This window comes from Cyclonatronum sp. (genome assembly GCF_022565315.1).
In the GTDB taxonomy this organism is placed as follows: domain Bacteria; phylum Bacteroidota; class Rhodothermia; order Balneolales; family Cyclonatronaceae; genus Cyclonatronum.
On sequence record NZ_JAIUMX010000025.1, the window covers coordinates 15,437 to 36,995 of the forward strand.

Here is a 21,559-nt window from a genome sequence, read left to right on the forward strand (position 1 = left end):
TACATTCACTTCCGGGCGTGAATGAAGCTGCCGGGGCCACATTTAAATCTTGTTTGAGGCTTAGCCTACCACAGCAGCAGTTTCATGCAAAAAACGCTGCCGCCTGACTTGAGAAACTCACCGGTTTCCACTTCGATGATTTCAAACCCGGCATCCTTCAGCGCTCTGGTGGTTTGTTTCGCGCCGCTCTGGATAATCACGTGCTTGCCGTCGGGGCATGTAGCGTTACAGGCAAACTGCTGAAGCGCTTCTTCTTCAGGCGCTTCAATCACGTTCGTGAAAAGACTGCGGATCAGTTTTAAGCCTTCCGGCTCAAAAGCCTTGGGGTAAATGAGCACGCTGTCTTCATTCAGCACGCAGAAGCAGGTGTCGAGGTGGTAGAACTGCGGCTTGTGCAGGGCCAGTGCGACAACCGGCACTTCAAAAGTTTCGGAAATAAAATCGTAGGCATCCTTAGAAGTACGGAAACCGTAGCCACCCCACAGCAGCCGGCGGCCGGGGTGCCAGATGCCGTCGCCCATCCCTTCAAAAATCGGCAGAATTTCGCCGTCGAGGTGGTGGCGGGTGTAGCCCTGCTCGTCGTACCAGTCCGCAAAGTGCGGTACCTCCGGCTGCCGGTACGGGGAGTTCATTATGCTCATAATTACCTCATTGGTGCCGTCGGGCTTGCAGTAGGGCAGGCTTTGGTTGGCGCTGAACACCATATCGGGCAGGCCGGGCTTGCCTTCCATTTCCACGACTTCCAGGCCGGTTTGGGCGAAGGCATTACGAACCTGCTCCCACTGCTGCAGGGCTTTTGCTTTATTTACCTTGCCCACGAAGCCTTCCATGTGGGGGTTAATCACGTAATCAATCGAAAAGTGGTCGGGGCGAACCATCAGTACACGGCCGGGAGCGGGGAGATCCGGCAGATCTGAAAGTTTAAACTTAAGCTGTGATGCGCTTGTAATGACGTTTGACATGTTTTTGAAATTATGATGAGCGTTTAAGTGCAGGCTTTGGGATAATGAGCGTTATTGCCCGCAAATGCGTTTCAATAGTTCCAAAACACAGCTCATTTCCCGACGAATCAATTGGTATTATGCGGCCCGGGCGGCTGCCTTTTTGCAGCACTGCCCAAAACCTCAAAAGATACGTATTTTATACTGTGAAACCCGCGCAGCAAGCCGCCTGAAGCCTGTTTCTTCATCCAACTTAATTCCCTGCTTTTCATGTTAACACCTCAGCTGCTCAGCCAAATAAGCCCCTTCGAACTCCGCGCCCGGCAAATTGTGGAGGGCTTCCTCACCGGCCTCCATAAAAGCCCTTATTATGGTTTCAGCGTGGAATTTGCCGAACACCGGCCCTACAACCGGGGCGACGAAATCCGGCATATCGACTGGAAGGTCTTCGGCAAATCAGAGCGCTACTTCATCAAGCAGTATGAGGAGGAAACCAACCTGCGCTGCCATGTGGTGCTCGATGTGAGCAGCTCCATGCTGTTCCGCTACCACGGGCAGTGGACCAAGCTCGGCTACGGCGCCCATCTCGCGGCTTCGCTTTTTTATATGATGCACAAACAACGTGATGCCTGCGGCCTGGTTACCTTCGATCAGGATCTCGGGGAGATGCTGCCGGCCAAAGCCTCGGCTTCACACCTGCGCTTCCTGCTCACCCGCCTGGAAGAATTCACCAAAAGGGAGCCCTCGGCCGGGCTGAACCGCCGGACCGCCTCCGCAGAGGTGCTGCACGAAATAGCCGAGCGCCTGCACCGCCGGAGTCTGGTAATCATCATCAGCGACCTGTTCGAAAATATGGAAGGCCATGAGCAGCTGCTCAACGCGCTCAAGCATCTGCGGCACCGCAAGCACGAAGTGGTGCTGTTCCACATGCTCGAAAAACGCAGCGAGCGTGACCTCGACTTCCCCGACGGACGCTACCTCTTTCAGGACCTCGAAACCGGCGATGAAATGGACCTCACGCCTTCGGAAATCCGCTCCGCCTACAAAGAAGAGATCGACAAATACGCCTACTCTTTCAAAATGGCGTGCAGCGAAGCCCATATCGATTATGAGGAGGTAGATACCGGCGCCTCCTTCGATCTCGCCCTGCTCGCCTACCTCAACAAGCGCAAACGCCTGGGGTAGGTCCCCGCTGCTCTTTTTCTGTTTCGGGGGATGGCATCCCAAACCTGACCCCGTTTTCCGGCTGAACCCGCAATCGACCCTCGTTATTTTGGAGCCTTCCATACCTCTGCGCAAAATCGTCCATATTGATATGGATGCCTTCTTTGCTTCGGTAGAGCAGCTTGATGCCCCGGAGCTGCGCGGCAAACCCGTGGTGGTGGGCGGCTCGCCGGAAGGCCGCGGCGTGGTGGCCGCTGCAAGCTACGAAGCCCGCCGGTACGGCATCCGGTCGGCCATGCCCGCATGGAAAGCAGCAAAACTGTGCCCGCAAGCCATTTTTGTGAAATCCCGCTTTGAGCGCTACAAAGAAATTTCGGAGCAGATCCGCGAAATCTTTTTCAGCTTCACCGATCTGGTGGAGCCGCTCTCCCTCGATGAAGCCTACCTCGATATCACCGAAAACAAGCGTGGCATTGCCTCTGCACGAAAAGTGGCCCAGCTCATCAGGCAGGAAATAAAGGAAAAGACCGGGCTCACGGCCTCGGCCGGGGTAGCGGTGAACAAATTTGTGGCCAAAATTGCCAGCGACCTCAACAAGCCGGACGGCCTCGCGGTCATCACCCCCGAAAAAATGATCCCCTTCCTTGAGCAGCTTCCGGTGGGGAAGTTTCACGGCATCGGCAAGGCAACCGAGGCCAAAATGCACGGCATGCATCTGTTTACCGGAGCCGACCTCAAAAAGCTCTCTGAGCCGGAACTGCTGCGGCATTTCGGCAAGGCCGGGCATTTTTACTACAACATCGTGCGCGGCATCGATAACCGCCTGGTGAAGCCCAACCGTATCCGGAAATCGGTCGGGGCGGAAAATACCTTCTCCGAAGATTTGCAGACCCTGCCCGAAATGACCGAAAAGCTCGAAGCCATCGCTCAAAAAGTGAGTGATCGCATGAAGCGCGCCGGTGCGCTGGGGCGCACCATCACCCTGAAAGTGCGCTATGAAAATTTCGAGTCTGTTACCCGTTCCCGTACCCTCGATACCCTGACCGACCGCCCGGATGTGCTCACGGAAACGGTACTCGGCCTTTTGGAAGAAACAAGGGCAGGTATCAGGGCAGTGCGCCTGCTCGGGATCTCTGTTTCCAACCTAAACCTCACCGGTGAAGATGACGAAGATGATGACAGGCGTGAATCTTTTACCGGAATACAGCTGGATTTATTTGGCTGAACTGCCGTCTGAACGCCGTCTGACCTTGTTCAAAGGTTGTGATTTCACACACAAATCCGCCTGAACGTAGTGTATATGAAGAACGAAAATCGTTGTGAAAAATATTTGCACAAAAAGCCTGCTAATGCAGGAATGTATAAAATATAATGTTGGGGTTGTGTTTTGAGGCATTGCTGTATATTGCGGGATAGAAACCTGATATTAATACATCTATACAAGTTATATACAGCGGCTTATTTTGCAATCTGATGGAAATAAATTGCAGTACCTCCAGAAAAGCGCTATTCTGAATATGTTATCCTTCATAAAAAACCAAATCAATATGACATACATTTTCAGAGCCATTTTAACGGTTTCTTTGCTGGCCATGGCACAGCTTGCTACCGCGCAGACGAGCTTATCTGCAAGCATGAACACAAGTGGGGCAGCGCTCAATAGCGACCCTCTCCCCGAAGTTTGCACAGGCACCTGGACTCAGGCCGCTGAAGGTACCTTCAACCAGGGATTTACCTATCAGTTTACCTCAACCGGTAATGTTGTACGCCTTGAAGTGCAGCTGCTCGACCCCAAAGACGGCCTCGTAGCCTTTGCACAAACCTACAATCCGAATTTCAATGAAGTTCAGATGGACCCCATGGGCGATCAGCGTTTTCAGCGTTCGTTCGCGGGTCAGTCTTCCGGTAACCTTTTCCGGGTAGCCGTAAAATTTGCCTTCGCAGGCGGCCTGGTAACTTCTACCATTATTGATCATAATATTGGTGACTGTGAAGTTGAAGCCCCTGCTGACGGCATCAACTTCCCGATTACATTTAACGATCCGGACCTCGATTATCAGCTTGTAGATTTTGGCGGCAAAGAATCCCAGATTGTAGCAGACCCTACCGATGCCTCAAACCTGGTGGTTGAGTCCGTTAAAACCCAGGGCGCTGCTACCTGGGCCGGTACAACTGTAGCCAACGAGACCGGCATGTCAGGCCCGATCCCGTTCAGCGAAGGGAATACCATTTTAACGATGCGTGTTTGGTCGCCCGTCGCTAACATCCCCGTTCGTATGAAAGTGGAAGACCACACCAACGTAACCGTAAGCGTGGAAACCGAAGCGACCGTTACCGAAGCCGGAGTTTGGCAGACCCTTACCTTTAATTTTGCAAATCAGGCGCCGGGTACCGAATTCATCAACTTCAACAGCTCGTACACCAAAATTAATGTGTTCTTCAATTTTGGAACAGAAGGCACAGACCTGACCTATTACTGGGACGACATCGTGTTCACAGGCGGTGGTGGTGTAGATCCTCCTCCGGGCTCAGGCATCACGCTTCCCGTTACCTTTGAAGACCCTGACCTCGATTATCAGCTTGACGACTTTGGCGGAAATGCGTCACAAATCGTTACTGACCCTACCGATGCCGGCAACCGCGTTGTGGAGTCAACCAAAGGTGCAAATGCCGAGCTTTGGGCCGGTACAACCGTAGCCCGTAACGACGGCTTCGAAAATCCGATCCCGTTCAGCCCGGGCAACACCACCATGAGCGTACGCGTATGGTCGCCTATCGCGAACATACCCGTTCGCATGAAAGTGGAAGACCACACCAACGGCGCCCTGGCCGTTGAAACCGAAGCAATGGTAACCGAAGCCGGCGTATGGCAAACCCTCGAGTTTGACTTTGCGCAACCCGCACCCGGCACGCCCGCCATCAACTTCAACAACAACCACACCATGGCTTCGATGTTTTTCAACTTCGGAACCCCGGGTGCTGAAACAGGCGCGCTTACCTACTACTGGGATGACGTCACCTTTACCGGCGAAGACAACGGTACCGATCCCCCACCGGCATCCGACATCGAACTTCCGATTACCTTCGAAGATCCTGAGCTCGATTATGAAATCGTGGATTTCGGCGGAAACGAATCAGCCATTGTAACAGACCCTACTGATGCGAACAACCGCGTTGTTGAGAGTCTGAAAACAACAGGCGCAGCAACCTGGGCCGGCACAACCGTAGCCGACGCCTCCGGCTTCTCAGAACGGATTCCGTTCACTCCGGGCAACACCACCATGACCCTCCGTGTATGGTCGCCGGTTGCTAACATTCCCGTACGCGTAAAAGTGGAAGACCACACCGACGTAACCGTGAGTGTTGAAACCGAAGCCACCGTAACCGTTGCCGGCGAATGGCAAACCCTCACCTTCGATTTTGCCAATCAGGCGCCGGGTACCGAGTTCATCAACTTCGAGAAGAACTACACCAAAGCTTCAGTTTTCTTCAACTTTGGCAGCGAAGGTACAGGCCTCGTATTCTACTGGGATGACTTCGCCTTCGGCGACGGCCCCATCGTTGAGCCCCCCACAAACCTGAGCCTGCCCGTTACGTTCGAGCAGGACCTCGACTGGAGCACCATCTTTGTGGATTTCGACGGCGGTGCAGGCAGCGTGGTTGCCAACCCCGACCCAAGCGGAATTAACACAAGCGGCAACGTAGCCAAAATTGTGAAAGGCGAGGGCGCACCCTGGGCCGGAACGAGCTTCTTCCTCAACGAACCGCTTGAAATCGGAGATGAGCCAATGTCCATCCAGGTTTGGGCCCCGCGCGCCAACACCCGCCTCCTCTTCAAAATTGAAAACGCTGCGGATGCCGGTCAGTTCTTCGAAGCAGATCAGACCATACCGGTAGCAGGCGAGTGGGTTGAAATGACCTACAACCTCAGCGGCGCGAATCAGGCACACAGCTACGACCGTATTGTACTCATTTTCGACCTCGGCGATATCGGCGACGGCAGCGAAGACTTCACCTGGTACGCCGATAACATCGGCTGGGTAGGCACTACAAGCATCAACCCTGAGTTCGCTGATGCCCCCGTACAGGTGAGCCTCGGCCAGAACTACCCCAACCCGTTCAACCCCACAACGCTCATTCAGTTTACCATGCCGGTAAGCGAGCAGGTACGCATAGATGTGTACAACCTGATGGGTCAGCGGGTCGCAACCCTGGTTAACGAAACCGTAGCCGCAGGAACCCACACCGTTTCCTTCGATGCCGGCGCACTTGCCAGCGGCCTGTACCTCTACCGCCTCCAGAGCGGCTCGGTAAACCTCACCCGCAAAATGATGCTGGTGCGCTAAACCGCCCAATTCTCCCCAACCCGAAATTCTGTTTGATTGGTTGATTGATTGAGGGATGATTGACTAAAGCCCCTTTTCTGCCCTAAAAAGCGGAGAAGGGGTTTTTTTATGGACTGATGCAGGCACGGCACGCGGAACACCGGGTTTCGGGGTGGTCTCACGCGGTTATTTTTAGGGGAAACGCCGTGCGCATCAAGGTCTTTCGTGGCAGTGAACGATCCCAAACCTACGGCTGGTCCCCGTGGTTTTTAGGGGCAGCGGGATCCATCCCCACCCTTTGCACCTCTGCGTCTCTGCGAGAGATAAAAAATCTGCGCTAATCCGCTCCGATCCGGGTCATCCGCGTGCCAACAGCCGGGCGTATTCAGGCGAAGGAGACCCCCCACACATGATGCTTCGAAACTTTCCCCACCACACCGGCTTCGGCACACTCCCCTCCCTTTGCACCTCTGCGCCTCTGCGAGAGATAAAAAAAATCCGCGCAAATCCGGCCCGATCAGAGTTATCCGCGTGCCATCAAACATCGGGATTTGCCGCAGGTTTGGGATTATAGCACCAGCACGAAAGACCGTGATGCGCAAGGCGTTTTCCCCCAAAAATAAGAAACCCGGCCTGCCATTGAGCAAGCCGGGTTTTTGGGAACAGGGTGGTTACCGAATATTCGGGGCGGTTTTTACGCCAGGGCCTTGGTAACTTCGGCGGCGGCTTCTTTCAGCAGCACGGCAGATACGACGTTGAGGTCGCTGTTGTCGATGATTTCCTTGGCTTCTTCGGCGTTGGTGCCCTGCAGGCGCACGATAATGGGCACGTTGGCCACTTTGGCGGCAATTTCGGGGTCTTTCACGGCTTCGAGTACGCCGTTGGCTACGCGGTCGCAGCGCACGATACCGCCGAAGATGTTGATCAGAATCACTTTCACGTTCGGGTCTTCGAGGATAATCTTGAAGCCGTTTTTCACGGTTTCCACATTGGCGGTACCGCCCACATCCAGGAAGTTGGCCGGGTCGCCGCCCGCCAGCTTGATGATATCCATGGTAGCCATCGCCAGACCGGCGCCGTTTACCATGCAGCCCACATTGCCGTCGAGCTTGATGTAGTTGAGGTTAAACTTGCCGGCTTCCACTTCGGAGGCGTCTTCTTCGGAGAGGTCGCGGAGTTCGAGCAAATCTTTGTGGCGGTACAGCGCGTTGCTGTCGAAATTGATTTTGGCATCGAGGGCAATCACGTCGTTGTCGGGCGTAAGCACCAGCGGGTTGATTTCGAAGATAGAGGCGTCAGTGGCTTCGAATGCCTGATACAGCGACATGATAAATTTTACGCCCTTTTTGAAGGCATCGCCTTCGAGGCCCAGGGCGAACGCAAGGCGGCGCGCCTGATTCGGGTACAGCGTGTGGCCCGGCTCAACCCATTCTTTCACGATAAGCTCGGGGGTTTCTTCGGCTACTTTTTCGATTTCGACACCGCCCTCGGTGGAAACCATAATCACGTTTTGCCCCTTGGCGCGGTCGAGGGTGATACCGAGATAGAACTCATGCGCGATATCAACACCGTCGGTAACATACAGGCGCTGCACCTGCTTGCCCGCATCGCCGGTCTGAATGGTAACCAGGGTATCGCCGAGCAGGTCTTCGGCTCCTTTTTTAACTTCTTCGACGGTTTTGCAGAGCATCACGCCTCTTACGCCGCTTTTTACGGTACGGCCTTTGCCGCGGCCGCCTGCGTGAATCTGTGCCTTCAATACAAATAATGTGGCCCCTTTGGCTTTCAGCTCTTCCGCAGCTGAAACCGCTTCCTCAACAGAAAAAGCAGGAATGCCGGCCGGTACTGCAACCCCGTACTGTGTGAGGATTTCCTTGGCCTGATACTCATGAATGTTCATAACAAAATAATACTATAGGTTGGTAGGGAATCTCTGTTGTGTAATACTATCGTGGGGCTAAAATAAAACTTTATACGCACTTCACATATCAAAAATGTGAGCTTGTTTGCAGGCAGCAGGCCTGAACCAAAAAGGCGGCGCACATCACAGGGATGCACGCCGCCTCAATAAGGGGAACGTTGCAGGGGGGAGGCTCAGGAGGCCTCAGCTGCGGTACCGGCGGGCTCAAACATGCGGTCGAGTCTGCGGCGTTGTTCGTAAACCGTTTCGGCCAGCGAATCGAGGTTTTCACCCTCATAAGGCTTCTGCTGTGAGAGCAGGTAGCAGCTGTCCATACCTTTTTCGAGATTGGCTTTCATTTTCAGCAGTTTACGATAACCGGCTTTGTCGTCGCCGGTGAGGGCGAGCATGCGGCCGAGGTAATCGACGTACTGCGTGATCTCTTTTGCAAACATGTGCGGCCGGTCAGCCGCTACGATGCTGTTGTCGTGCTGACCGCTGCGGCCATAAATGTGATCGACCATTTCATCGAGGCTGTAGGTGCGCTTGAAATAAGCCAGGTTCGGACCCGGGCACACCGACTGCCGTCCGTGTGTTTCCGGCACAATGCCAAGGCGGATGAGCGCTGAGAAGCCCAGGTTGTTGCACAGGCAGTCTTTATCGAGCACCCGATCGATGAGCGCTTTTTTCGCAGTTTCATCGGCCTGCTGCTCCTTGATGGACTGAATCTTGAGCAGTTGATACTGTGCCGATGCCGTGCAGATCGGGTTTTCGGTGAATTCCGTGTTGTAGGCCAGGAACCCTTTCGGGCACTTGGAGCCGGGCTTGCCTTTTTCGATCTGTTCGCGGTTGTAGCGGCTTGAGCCGGTATTGCGCACGTTGTTGAACGGCACGCCAAGCGGGGAAACGTTGCTGAGGTAAAAATCTTCTTCAACGGCATCGCTCAGCAGGGTCATGGTTTCGGCATCCACGCAGGTAGCTTCGGGAACAAGCAGGAAAGGGCTGCCCCAGCCGGTGCCGTCAACGCCGTAATGTTCGAGCAGGCGGCGCATTTCGCCATTGGTGCCGATGCCGCCCTGTACCGTAATGGCCGGGGTGAGGTCGGCTTCGGTAAGCTCCGGCCACGCCATGTTATTTTCGGCATAATAGGCTTCAATCATCGGGAGGAAGGTCTGTGCCAGCTCCCCCTTCTTTTCGGCAAACTCTTCGAGCACGGTCGGCAGCAGGATGCCCTCCGAGGCAAAGGCGTGCCCCCCGCAGTTGATGCCCGATTCAATCCGGAACTCGGCTACTTCGATGCCTTTCTTGGCCAGAAACTTGCCCTGAATAAGGGCGGAGCGGAAATCGCTCACTTTCAGGATCACGCGCTTTTTGGGCCGCGCGGCACTTGTACGGTAAAAGCCGCTGAAGGCCGGCAGGTAGCCGTACAGCCGCGGGTTGAAACCCGCTGACAAAATTACGGAGCCCTCAACCGGACTTTCGGCAAATCCGCGGAGTGCGGTGCTCGCATCGCTGTAATCAGATGGCAGGGGAAGGCCGTCTTCGCCGTTGCGCAGCACATCAACCTTCGACATAATGTTGACCTGAATTTCGCCCGGCACCATGCGTGCGGTGAGCTCTTCTTCAAGCAGCCCGCGCGTAGTGCTGTCGCTCATAAAATAGAGGTCCTTATAGGCTTTGCGCAGCGGATGCTCATTCGGGAGCAGTTCGAAGTAACGGTCTTTCTCAGAATCGGTGAACAAACGCTGCTGCTTAACGGCCTCAAATCTGTTCTGAACAATGGTATGCATCATCTCAAGAAAAGCCCGTACCCGTCGGCTGCGGCCGTCGGCAGCGGTGCGGCCGATATTCTGGTAAGGGAGCTGATAGAGGGTGCTGTAATGCTTGCGCACCTTCTCCAGCAGGAGATCATCCACAATGGATACAACCGAGCTGATACCGAGGTGAGCAACCCGTATCGGGCTGTCGATGGTAAAGCCGATGCCCATTACGGGAATATGAAACTGGTGCAAATTTGCTTGCATGATGTTGATATCTATAAAATTAGAGGCGTTTGATTAGCAGGTGTGCTTCAGCCGGGTTCAGTTCAGACGGGCTAAAGACATAAAGCACCTGATTTTAAAATTATAATTTTAATATTAGATTTAAAAATCAAGTTTTGTTAATTTTCGAATCCCAAAAAAGCGGTTGTAAGGCCGCTGCGGTACATTTTTGTAACATTCTTTCGTAATTATCTGATTTTATTATGCTTCAGCCGGTAGAAATTATGGCGCCGGTCGGCTCTCCTGAGTCGCTTACCGCCGCGCTCAATGCAGGTGCTCATTCCGTCTATTTCGGTATCGAGCAGCTGAACATGCGGGCGCGCTCATCCACCAACTTCACCCTCGAAGACCTTTCCGATATTGCGGCCCGCTGTGGGGCGGCGGGGGTTAAGACCTACCTCACGCTCAATACCATCCTCTACGATCACGACCTGCGCCTGATGCGCCGCATCATTGATACGGCCAAAGCAAGCGGCATCACCGCGGTGATTGCCTCCGACCATGCCGCCATGGCCTACGCGAAGCAGGCCGGGCTGCCGGTGCATATTTCCACGCAGGCGAACGTCACCAATATCGAAACGGTCGCGTTCTACGCCGCCTTTGCCGACGTAATGGTGCTCTCGCGCGAGCTCAGCCTCAGTCAGGTGAAGCACATCACCCGGGAAATCGAACGGCAGCAGATCACCGGTCCCTCCGGCAGGCTGGTGCGCATCGAAGTTTTTGCGCACGGCGCGCTCTGCATGGCGGTGTCGGGCAAATGCTACCTCAGCCTGCACTCGCACAACTCCTCGGCCAACCGCGGGGCCTGCATCCAAAACTGCCGGCATCAGTACATCGTAACCGATAAGGAAGACGGCTACGAGCTCGAAATCGACAACGAGTACATCATGAGCGCCAAAGATTTGTGCACCATCGATTTCCTCGATAAAGTGATTGACGCCGGGGTGCGCATCCTCAAAATTGAGGGCCGCGGCCGCTCCGCCGATTATGTAGATACTACGGTGCGCTGCTACCGCGAAGCCGCTGAAGCAGTGGCCGACGGCAGCTTCAGCCCGGAGAAGGTCGCCGGCTGGAAGGCCCGGCTTTCGACCGTCTTCAACCGCGGTTTCTGGGATGGCTACTACCTCGGCCGCAAAACGGGCGAGTGGAGCGATACCTACGGCTCGCAGGCAACGGAGCGCAAAATATTTCTCGGGCGGGGCATCAAATACTACGAACAGGCCGGTGCAGGCGAGTTTCAGCTCGAGACCGGAAGCCTGCAGCTCGGCGACACTATTCTCGTAACCGGCCCCGGTACCGGCGTTGTGCGGCACACCGTAACCGAACTGCGCGAGGCCGATCAGCCCGTAACGGAAGTAAAAAAAGGCAGCCATTTCTCCATCGCCATCCCCGAAAAAATCCGCGCGAGCGACAAACTCTACAAGCTGCAGCCCGCGTAAGAAACGATGGCGCACAATAGGCAGCCCTGAACCCGGCTTCACGGTTTGTTCCGCTTTTTTTATTTGGGGGAAACTCCGTGCACATCACGGTCTTTCCTGCCAGTTCAAAACTCACAAGCCTGCGGAAAACGCCTTGCTTTTTGGGTTTTGGTGATCCCCGAAGTCATTTCTGTAAAAAAACACTGCACGCTTCCATCCTCCAAAAGCATCCCCAAAACCTAAGTCCGACTCAGTTTTCCGTGATCCGCATCTTTTTTCAGCGCAACAAATGCATCGGCTGCAATGCCTGCGTAGAGGCGGCCCCGAACCGCTGGCGGGTTTCCCATAAAGACGGCCGCTGCACCCTCGTTGAGGGCGAAGCCCGGCGCGGCGGACAGCTCTTCATCGCCCGCGTGGGCGAAGACGAGCGCGAAGCCAACGAGCAGGCCGCCCGGAACTGCCCGGCGGGCATCATCCGCATCGAAGGCTGAAGGCCGAAACCGGCATAGCTGTTCGGGCAGCCGGGGGGAGGTGACGTATCTCCCCGAATTTATATAGATGCACGATGAAGCCCGACCATCCCCGGTAAAAAACTCCGTTAGCCGCATCCGGCTTTGTGCATAAAAGCGAAAAGGCTTACCATAAAGCTCGTTTTCGAAAATCAACCGATTCGCCTTGAACAAACCGCACTACCAAACCGGACTCAAACAAAACTGGCCGCAGTTTTCACTGCTGGTGCTCATCAACGCTTTTGTCGGGGGCATGGTCGGGCTCGAGCGCACCATCCTGCCGGAGCTGGCCGAAACAGAGTTCGGTATTGCGGCCCGTACCGCCATCTTTTCCTTCATCATCGTTTTTGGCTTCACCAAGGCAGCGGCCAACTACGCAGCCGGACGCTTCTCGGCCCGCTACGGCCGCAAAAACATGCTGATTGCCGGCTGGCTGTTCGGTATCCCCGTGCCCTTCGTGCTGATGTTCGCCCCCGACTGGAACTGGATTATCGCCGCCAACGTGCTGCTGGGCATCAATCAGGGCCTGGCCTGGTCAGCCAACGTGATCATGAAAATAGATTTGGCCGGCGAAAAAGACCGCGGTCTGGCCATGGGCCTCAACGAATTTGCCGGCTACCTGGCCGTGGCCGTTGTGGCTTTCCTTACCGGCTGGATAGCCGCCGAATTTGGCCTGCGCCCCTACCCGTTTCTGCTGGGCATCGGCCTGTCGGTGCTCGGGCTGCTGCTCACCATTTTCTTTGTGAAAGACACAGCCGGCTTTGTTCAGACGGAATCGGCCCAAAGCGCGCTCGAACAAACCCGAAAACCCGTGTTTATGGAAGTAAGCTGGGCCAATCGCAGCCTGATGTCGGTTTCGCAGGCCGGTTTGCTCACCAACTTCAAAGACGGCATGGCCTGGGGCATATTTCCGATTTTTCTGCTGGCGGCAGGTCTCAGCCTGCCGCAGGCCGGGCTGGTGATTGCCGTGTACCCCGCCTGTTGGGGCCTGTTTCAGGTGGCGACCGGCAAACTGTCTGACTACACCGGGCGCCGCGGTATGCTCACCGGCGGCATGATGGTTCAGGGGCTGAGCCTGCTGGCCTTCACCTATGCGGGCGGTTATGGCGGCTACCTGCTCACCGCCGCCCTGCTCGGCATTGGCACGGCCATGGTGTACCCGGTTTTCCTCGCCGCCATCGCGGATCTTGTGCACCCGGCTGACCGCGCCGAAAGTGTGGGGGTGTTCCGGCTGTGGCGCGACAGCGGCTATGCCTTCGGTGCGCTGTTCGCCGGGCTCATAGCCGACCGCTTCTCGATAGAGGCGGCCATGCTCGCAACGGCCGCCCTGCTGCTGCTCTCCGCCGCCGTGATTGCCCTGAAGTACCGCAATGCCGCACCAAAAACCGGGGTTCAGCCTTGAAAAAACTGGTGCTTCCCTGAAATACAGCATAAAGGAGCAAGAATTAAACCTTACTGTCTTAAGGGGCGTGCGCAGCTCTAAACTTCAAACACCAAACCCGCGAATCCGAAACACGCGCTATCCCTCCTTGCTATCCGGTCGGTTTAAGCGTATATTTGGTGTTCGGGGTAAGTGCTGCACGACCAGCTCCCTCTGAACTCCGCCAGGACCGGAAGGTAGCAACGGTAGGAGGTCGTAGCGGTGCGATGTGGTTAGCTTACCCCGAACTTTTTTCATAGTAGTCAAGAACCCCTGTGATAGCCTCGCAGGGGTTTTTTTATGCCCGTATGCCGGGACAGGTCACGGCGCGCATCACCCTGCACCATCATCCATAGTCCGCTTTTTTTCCAAAAAAAATACCCGGTCACCATTTCGGTGCCGGGTATTTTGTGTTTCGGGGGGATGTGTTTCCGGGCCTGAACCCGAATTCGCAGCCTGACCCAGCTTAACCCATGTAAGGGTAGCGCCAGTCCGTTGGCGGGTTCAGGTTTTCTTTGATGGAGCGGGCCGAGAGCCAGCGCAGCAGGTTCTGCATGCTGCCGGCCTTGTCGTTGGTGCCCGATGCGCGTCCGCCGCCGAAAGGCTGCTGATTTACGATGGCACCGGTCGGCTTGTCGTTGATGTAGAAATTACCCGCTGCATTCTTCAGGCGGTCGGCCATCATGCTAAGTGCGTAGCGGTCCTTGGCGAAAATGGCCCCGGTGAGGGCGTAGGGCGAGGTCGTGTCGCAGAGCTCGAGAGCTTCGTCGAGTTTGTCATCCTCATACACATAAATGGTGAGGACCGGCCCGAAAATTTCTTCTTCCATGGTTTTGAACCGCGGGTTGCTTGCCAGGATGATGGTCGGCTCGATGAAGTAGCCCACCGAATCGTCGTAACCGCCGCCGGCGATAATCTCGGCCTCGCTGCTTTCCTTCGCAAAATCGATGTATTTGGTGATGCTGTCGAAAGCTTTTTTGTCGATCACGGCACCCATAAAGGTATCGAACTCCTCCACATCACCCATTTTGATCTGCGCCACTTCGGCGAGCAGGTCTTCGCGCAGGGCGTCCCACTTGCTCGCGGGCACGTACATGCGGGAGGCCGCCGAGCATTTCTGCCCCTGATACTCGAAGGCACCGCGCAGGGCCGCGATCGAAACTTCGCGTACATCAGCGGTCGGGTGCATGAAAATGAAATCCTTGCCGCCGGTTTCGCCCACAATGCGCGGGTAGGTTTTGTATTGATGGATGTTGGTGCCGATGGTGCGCCACATGTGCTGGAAAGTTCCGGTTGAGCCGGTGAACTGCAGGCCGCACAGGTTCGGATCGGCGAAAACAGCATCGCCCACATCGGCGCCGTCGCCGGGCAGGAAGTTGATCACACCCGGAGGCATACCGGCGCGCTCGAGCACTTCCATCACAAAATAGCTGGAGTAAACCGAGCTTGTGGCCGGTTTCCAGATTACCGCGTTGCCGCAAAGCGCCATCGAAGTCGGCAGGTTGCCCGCAATCGCAGTGAAGTTGAAGGGCGTAACCGCAAACATGAAGCCTTCGAGGCCGCGGTACTCCACCCGGTTCCAGGTTTCTTTCGGCGATGACGGCTGATCGCCCATGATGCGCGTGAGGTACTCCACATTAAAACGGAAGAAATCGGCCAGCTCGCCAACCGCTTCAATTTCGGACTGATGCGGGGTTTTCGACTGACCCAGCATGGTGGCCGCGTTGGCCCGGTAGCGCTCGGGTCCGGTAATGATATCGGCTGCTTTGAGCAGAATCGCTGCGCGGTGCTCCCACGGCATGTTGGCCCAGGCTTCGCGCGCCTCAAGGCAGCTCTTGATGGCGAGCTTCACCTCTTCCGGACCGGCCTTGTGCACCACACCGAGCTTGTGCTTGTGGTTGTGCGGCATCACCACATCCTGCGTGCGGCCGGTGTAAATCCGCTTGCCGCCGATAATGACCGGGATTTCCACCTCTTTCGAGCGAAGCTCAGCCAGGGCCTGCTTCAGTTTATCGCGCTCGGGCGTGCCCGGCGCATAGCTCAGATAGGGCTCATTGTACGGTTTGGGGACTTCAAAATAGGCTGTTGACATAAAGCGTAAGAAATTAATTTTAAATAGTTAAATGCGGGTTGAGACCGTGTCGAATCAGGAATTGTTTCTTAGGTGGCAAAATACGGCTTAGGGCCGCAACCTCAAATTTAATGCTTGTTCAGGCCCGGCTTTCAAAACCCGCCGGCAAAAGGCTCCGGCCGGCAACCCTAAGGCTCTGCGCGTTCCCGCTCTTTTATTTTTTGGGAGAAACCCCGTGCGCATCACGGTCTTTCGTGCTTGGGATAAATCCCAAACCAACGGCATACGCCCTGCTTTTTTGTACCCGCCGCACCGGGGCAGCAAAACCATCACCCAAATAAACACCCCAAAAACATGTCATCTCGAACAGCGGGGCATGGCAATGAAGCTGTCAAAGCCTCAACAGTCAGCCCAAACCCACAAAAAAACCAATAATGTCATCTCGAACAGCGGAACATGGCGATGAGCTCCCCGAAGCTTCTGCAAGCAGCGCAGCCGGGAAACCAACCGAAGCATCATGTGAGAGATCTCCAAAGGCAGAAACTGCCCGGCAGGTCCTCAACGCCCCGAAGCCGCCCGGCAGCTTCCCAACGCCCGCGAGCCGCCCTCTGCCGGTGCATCAAACCTCGAAGATATACGCCAAACCACAAAACATCCCAAACATGTCATCTCGAACAGCGGAACATGGCAGTGAGCTCCCCGAGGACTCTGCAAGCAGCGCAGCCGGGAAACCATCCGAAGCCTCATGTGAGAGATCCCCAAAGGCAGAAACTGCCCGGCAGGTCCTCAACGCCCCGAAGCCGCCCTTTGCCGGTGTAACAAGGCTCGAAGGCACAAGCCAAACTCACAAAACAGCTCAACATGTCATCTCGAACAGCCGAACATGGCGATGAGCTCCCCGAAGCTTCTGCAAGCAGCACCGTCTGGAAACCTTTCAAAGCCTCATGTGAGAGATCTCCAAAGGCAGAAACCGCCCGGCAGCTTCTCAACGCCCCGAAGCCGCCCTCTGTCAGTGCATCAAAGCCCGAAGGTGAATTCCAACCCCGGAGGGGTTAGATGTTTATAGAAAGCGCGCCCATTCCCCCCAATATCCGGAATGCCGCAGGCATGATGCGACCGTCGGAGACCCCGCAGGGCGTGCAAAATGTAACGTCAGCGCGGGCCGGTACCCGGCCGTATTCCGGCAAAAATCAAATCCGCTTACTTAAGGTTTGTTTTGAATGACTAAAACAAGACATGCATTTTTTATAAAATAGTTTGTAACTATTGCTTAATATGTTAAAATTGACAGGTAAGCTTAAGGAATCAACACACAAAAACCATGAATTACCTGTCCTGTAACTCCAATGTGTGATTCTGTGAGCTGGTCCGGGCTATGCCCTGAAAATCCAGGATTATCAGACACAAAAATTTTAATCTAAAAGCCTGAATAAATAATCATGGAATATATTGTGTTTACGGTATTCATCTTGATTATGATTACCATTTCTATTCTAAAGAATAAATTATCCGGAAAAACCCAGTTTTATATGAGCCTGATAACCGGTGCAATGTTGATTATTTGGTTTTTTTCGATGGATGGCGGAATACTCTTTTATCAGCTTCTCGTAACCGCTGCTGTTCTTGCTAACTTAATGTGGCAAATATACAGGTTGCGGAAGGGTTCGTCAGTATCAGAACCTGCCGCCTCCTGATGCAGAACGAGGCATAGCCTCATGTGAGAAGATCCCCAAAGGCAGAGAGAGCCGGCAGGTATCGGCAAAAAAATCCGCGTAAAACCGCCTTAATCCGCGTCATCAGCGTGCCATCACCATGCGTGTAGGTCACGTCAGAAGGCGATGCCGAACACAAAGCCGAGCAGAAGGTAAACGGCGATTGAAATTACGAACACCATGATCAGGTTGATGGCGAAGCCGGCCCGCGCCATTTGGGGAATGCTCACGAGTCCGCTGCCGTACACGATGGCGTTGGGCGGGGTTGCGACCGGCAGCATGAAGGCACAGCTCGCGCCTATAGCCGCGGGCACGGCGAGCACCATCGGGTCGTAGCCCATCATGATGGCGACCGAGGCCAGAATGGGCAGGAAGGCCGCTGCGGTAGCCGTGTTGCTCGTGATTTCCGTGAGGAAAATGATGACCGTGAGCGACAGCAGCAGCAGGGCAAAAATCGGAATCCAGTCGAGGTGCGAAATGGAAAGCCCGATCCATTCAGCCAGCCCGGTATCGGTGATGGCCGCCGCCAGGCTGAGACCGCCGCCGAAGAGAATCAGCACTTCCCAGGGCAGGCGCTTGGCGTCTTCCCACTGCAGCACAAACTCGAAGCTGCGGAAATTGACCGGCAGCAGAAACATCAGCACGGCTCCGAAAATTGCGATGCCCGTATCCGAAATATTGGGGATATAAGGCTCAAGCAGCGGACGAAAAATCCACAGTGATGCAATCATGAGGAAAACGACGCCCACCATTTTCTCGCCCCGGCTCATGGGGCCGGCACTTTTGAGCTCGTCGCGGATTACGGTTTTCCCGCCGGGGATTTCGGTGATGCGGATGGGATACACCACTTTTGTGAGCACGATAAACAAGATAGGCAGTGAAACGATCACAATCGGCAGGCCGAGCATCATCCACTGTGCGAAGCCGATTTCCACGCCGTAGGTATCGAGCATGTAGCCCGCCATGAGGGCGTTGGGCGGGGTACCAATGAGGGTGCCGATCCCGCCGATGTTACACGCATAAGCCAGGCACAGCAGCATCACCATGCCAAAGTTGGTTTGCAGCTCCCCCCGGTTGATGTCCTTGCCGCGCTCCACCAGCCGCACGATCGAGAGTGCGATGGGCAGCATCATCATGGCGGTTGCGGTGTTGCTCACCCACATACTCAGAAAAGCGGCCGCAAGCATGAAACCGATGATCACTGAGGTAGGCTTCACCCCTACAAAAAGCACAATCCGCAGGGCGATGCGGCGGTGCAGGTTGGTTTTTTCAAGGGCGAGCGCGATGATGAAGCCGCCCATAAATAAATAGATGAGCGGGTTGGCGAAGGGCGCGGTTGCCTGACCAATGGTGCTTACCTCCATAATCGGGAACAGCACAATCGGCAGCAGGGCCGTTGCGGGGATGGGCACGGCTTCGGTTACCCACCAAATGGCCATGAACAGGCCGACCGCAGCCACGCGCCAGGCCTCGGTGCTCAGGGCCTCCGGGGCGGGGGCAAGCCACATCATCAGAAAAACGGCAGGGCCGGCAAAGAGCCCGATTTTGTTGCTCAGGTTTTTGATTTTTTCTCTTTGGGATGGGCTCATAAAAGGCTGCCTCCGGCTGAATGTGAGCCCGGGTTGGTTGCCCGTCCGCAGCTTTTGCTACTCCCTTTTTTTAGAATCCCTGCTTAAAAGAGCTCTGCCGGACCGGCAGGAAACCCGGTACCGATTTACATCATTAAAATAAGTCCGGAGCGAACCTGCGAAGAATTATTGCTATGCAGATTGAGCCCCGAAACGGTCTCTAAAGATACAAAAAAGCGCTTTCAGATACCTGAAAATCTGATATGCATGTTATGTTTTCGGGTGATGATTTCAGGCCCTGACCCCGGCTTTTTCGCTTATCCGGCTGAGGTGCTCTGCGATGATATCGGCATGCACGATGGAGTTCTCGATAAACCACTTGCTTGTGTTGTACCCGCCGCAGACTACGCCCGCGAGGTACACGCCGCTCCGGGAGCTTTCCATGGTGTGCGGGTTGTAAACGGGCGTGCGGTGCTCATCTTCCTCAAAACCAAGCTGCATCATTTCGAGAAAGCGGAAGCTCGGCTCGTAGCCGGTCATGGCGAGCACAAAATCGTTGGGTAGCCTTACTTCTCCTTCGGGGGTGCTGAGGATGACTTCCTCCTCCCGGATTTCCTTCACCGTGCTGTTAAACCAGCATTTGATGGCGCCCTCTTTGATGCGGTTCATAATGTCGGGCTTCACCCAGTATTTCACGCCCGGCTTGAGTTCCGGGTCGCGTACCACCATGCTCACGGTCGAGCCGCAGCGGTAGGTTTCCAGGGCCACATCAACCGCGGAGTTGCCGCCGCCCACAACGAGCACCTTGAGGCCGGCATAGGGGTGCGGCTCGTCGTAGTAGTGTTTCACCTTGGGGAGGTCCTCGCCCGGCACATTCATTTTGTGCGGTATGCCGTAAAACCCGGTTGAGATGATGATTTTCTCCGCCTGATACACGGCTTTGTTGGTCGTAACCCGAAAGGCGCCGTCATGCCCGCTCACTTCCTGCACTTCTTCATAGACATGAACGGGCAGCTCATAGGCATCCTTCACACGCCGGTAATATTCAAGCGCCTCGCGCCGCGTAGCTTTCACCCCGTGCGAAATGAAGGGCACCCCGCCGATCTCGAGCCGCTCAGAGGTGGAGAAAAAGGTCATGTTCGTGGGGTAGTGAAAAACGGAATTAACCAGGCAGCCTTTTTCAATAATGAGGAAGGGGATGTCTTTCTTTTTTAGTGCGATGCCGCAGGCGAGTCCGATAGGGCCTGCTCCGATAATGATAACCATAGATTTTGCTGATGAGCCGGATGAGTAAAGTTTAGGAGGAAGAGCGTCTGAGTTGTTCAGAAAACGGGAACCTCTTCCTTTAGTATAGTTTCTTTAAGCAGCGGTTTAACCAATATAAAAAGGTCTGAGGTGAGGTGTCGTATCGGAAGGAACACCTGCCGCTCAGCTCCCATTCAATCCGCCACAGCGCCCGTCCGGTACCGGAAAGCCCTTCCCGGTTTGCCGCTTGTGTAACCAAAGTATTCTACTTTTCAGTTATATATGCATATATTGGAATCAAAATAAAAACATTCAATTTCAAAACGAAAATCACCGAATATGGAAGACATTGCAGGAAAAACATTCAAAGTTGTGATCGTGGGCAGCGGCCCTGCAGGCCTCACCGCCGCCCTTTATGCCGCCCGCGCTGACCTTGCACCGCTGGTGCTGGAAGGTCCCGAGCCCGGCGGACAGCTCACCACCACCACCGATGTGGAGAACTTCCCCGGCTACCCGGCCGGCGTTACCGGCCCCAAAATGATGGACGACTTCAAAGAGCAGGCGGCCCGCTTCGGCGCGGATGTACGCTACGGCACGGTTGATCATATCGACTTTGAGCAGCGCCCTTTTAAACTCCGCGTGGATGAAGAGCACGAGCTTTTCGCGGAGAGCATCATCGTTTCGACCGGCGCTTCGGCCAAATGGCTGGGCATCGAGAGCGAGCAGCGCATGCGCGGCCGCGGCGTTACCGCCTGTGCCACCTGCGACGGCGCCTTTTTCCGCAATCAGCACGTGATCGTAATCGGCGGCGGCGACACCGCCATGGAGGAGGCCACCTTCCTGACCCGCTACGCGAGCAAGGTGACCATCGTGCACCGCCGCGATGAGTTCCGCGCATCGAAGCACATGCAGAAACGCGCCCTCAACCATCCCAAAATCGAAGTGATGTGGAACTCCGAGCTCGAAGAAGTACTTGGCGAGCAGGTCGTTGACGGCGTACGCATCAAAAACCGCCTGACCGGCGAAAGCACTACCCTCGAAGACGTAACCGGTGTGTTCCTCGCCATCGGCCACAAGCCGAACACAGACCTCTTCAAAGGTGTGCTCGAGATGGATGAAACCGGCTACATCATTACCGAAGGCAAGAGCACCAAAACCACGGTCGAAGGCATCTTCGCCTGCGGCGACGCGCAGGACTCCATCTACCGGCAGGCCATCACCGCGGCCGGCACCGGCTGCATGGC

Annotated in this window: 14 protein-coding genes and 1 other RNA gene; 9 read left to right on the forward strand and 6 right to left on the reverse strand. The window is 55.3% G+C overall.

The window, feature by feature from the left end; translation table 11 throughout:
- Positions 1-65: 65 nt before the first annotated feature.
- Positions 66-962, reverse strand: coding sequence for an arginine deiminase-related protein (locus tag LAT75_RS06210; protein WP_291481770.1), 897 nt, complete (start codon positions 960-962; stop codon positions 66-68).
- A gap of 249 nt (positions 963-1,211) precedes the next feature.
- Between LAT75_RS06210 and LAT75_RS06215 the strand changes: the two genes are divergently transcribed.
- The 3 genes from LAT75_RS06215 (at position 1,212) to LAT75_RS06225 (ending at position 6,451) form a co-directional block, all read left to right on the forward strand.
- Positions 1,212-2,126: a DUF58 domain-containing protein gene (locus LAT75_RS06215; RefSeq protein ID WP_291481771.1), complete on the forward strand. Its 915-nt coding sequence runs from the start codon at positions 1,212-1,214 to the stop codon at positions 2,124-2,126.
- 88 nt (positions 2,127-2,214) lie between these two features.
- Entirely contained in the window at positions 2,215-3,330 is a 1,116-nt protein-coding gene (gene dinB / locus LAT75_RS06220; RefSeq protein ID WP_291481772.1) for a DNA polymerase IV, read from the forward strand.
- 322 nt (positions 3,331-3,652) lie between these two features.
- On the forward strand, positions 3,653-6,451 hold the full coding sequence (locus tag LAT75_RS06225) for a T9SS type A sorting domain-containing protein (RefSeq protein WP_291481773.1): 2,799 nt from the start codon (positions 3,653-3,655) through the stop codon (positions 6,449-6,451).
- A gap of 673 nt (positions 6,452-7,124) precedes the next feature.
- Here the strand turns inward: LAT75_RS06225 and sucC are convergent.
- The gene (gene sucC, locus LAT75_RS06230; protein ID WP_291481774.1) at positions 7,125-8,330 is read right to left on the reverse strand and encodes an ADP-forming succinate--CoA ligase subunit beta; all 1,206 of its coding nucleotides are present in this window, start codon (positions 8,328-8,330) and stop codon (positions 7,125-7,127) included.
- A 194-nt stretch (positions 8,331-8,524) separates the two neighbouring features.
- Complete coding sequence (locus LAT75_RS06235; RefSeq protein ID WP_291481775.1) at positions 8,525-10,354, reverse strand: hypothetical protein; 1,830 nt, start codon at positions 10,352-10,354, stop codon at positions 8,525-8,527.
- Between the two features lie 221 nt (positions 10,355-10,575).
- Here LAT75_RS06235 and LAT75_RS06240 point away from each other — a divergent pair, with 221 nt between their 5' ends.
- The 4 genes from LAT75_RS06240 (at position 10,576) to ffs (ending at position 13,966) form a co-directional block, all read left to right on the forward strand.
- Positions 10,576-11,811, forward strand: coding sequence for a peptidase U32 family protein (locus tag LAT75_RS06240; RefSeq protein ID WP_291481776.1), 1,236 nt, complete (start codon positions 10,576-10,578; stop codon positions 11,809-11,811).
- A gap of 239 nt (positions 11,812-12,050) precedes the next feature.
- Positions 12,051-12,281 (forward strand): ferredoxin, encoded by a 231-nt coding sequence (locus LAT75_RS06245; RefSeq protein ID WP_291481777.1) that lies wholly within the window; start codon positions 12,051-12,053, stop codon positions 12,279-12,281.
- Between the two features lie 184 nt (positions 12,282-12,465).
- Positions 12,466-13,701 carry an MFS transporter gene (locus tag LAT75_RS06250; protein ID WP_291481778.1) on the forward strand — a complete coding sequence of 412 codons (1,236 nt, stop codon included), beginning with the start codon at positions 12,466-12,468 and terminating at the stop codon, positions 13,699-13,701.
- A 165-nt stretch (positions 13,702-13,866) separates the two neighbouring features.
- Positions 13,867-13,966: signal recognition particle sRNA small type (ffs, locus tag LAT75_RS06255), an RNA gene on the forward strand.
- 219 nt (positions 13,967-14,185) lie between these two features.
- Here ffs and pruA read toward each other — a convergent pair.
- Positions 14,186-15,811, reverse strand: coding sequence for an L-glutamate gamma-semialdehyde dehydrogenase (gene pruA / locus LAT75_RS06260; RefSeq protein WP_291481779.1), 1,626 nt, complete (start codon positions 15,809-15,811; stop codon positions 14,186-14,188).
- 1,454 nt (positions 15,812-17,265) lie between these two features.
- On the opposite strand from pruA, the gene LAT75_RS06265 reads away from it, so the two are divergent.
- Positions 17,266-17,484, forward strand: coding sequence for a hypothetical protein (locus LAT75_RS06265; RefSeq protein WP_291481780.1), 219 nt, complete (start codon positions 17,266-17,268; stop codon positions 17,482-17,484).
- A 134-nt stretch (positions 17,485-17,618) separates the two neighbouring features.
- On the opposite strand, the gene LAT75_RS06270 is transcribed toward LAT75_RS06265, so the two are convergent.
- Both LAT75_RS06270 and LAT75_RS06275 read right to left on the reverse strand, forming a co-directional pair.
- The gene (locus LAT75_RS06270) at positions 17,619-19,091 is read right to left on the reverse strand and encodes a DASS family sodium-coupled anion symporter (protein ID WP_291481781.1); all 1,473 of its coding nucleotides are present in this window, start codon (positions 19,089-19,091) and stop codon (positions 17,619-17,621) included.
- Between the two features lie 270 nt (positions 19,092-19,361).
- On the reverse strand, positions 19,362-20,336 hold the full coding sequence (locus LAT75_RS06275; protein ID WP_291481782.1) for a YpdA family putative bacillithiol disulfide reductase: 975 nt from the start codon (positions 20,334-20,336) through the stop codon (positions 19,362-19,364).
- A gap of 318 nt (positions 20,337-20,654) precedes the next feature.
- Here LAT75_RS06275 and trxB point away from each other — a divergent pair.
- Positions 20,655-21,559, forward strand: a 905-nt coding sequence (gene trxB / locus LAT75_RS06280; RefSeq protein ID WP_291481783.1) for a thioredoxin-disulfide reductase, incomplete at its 3' end; no start/stop codon positions are given.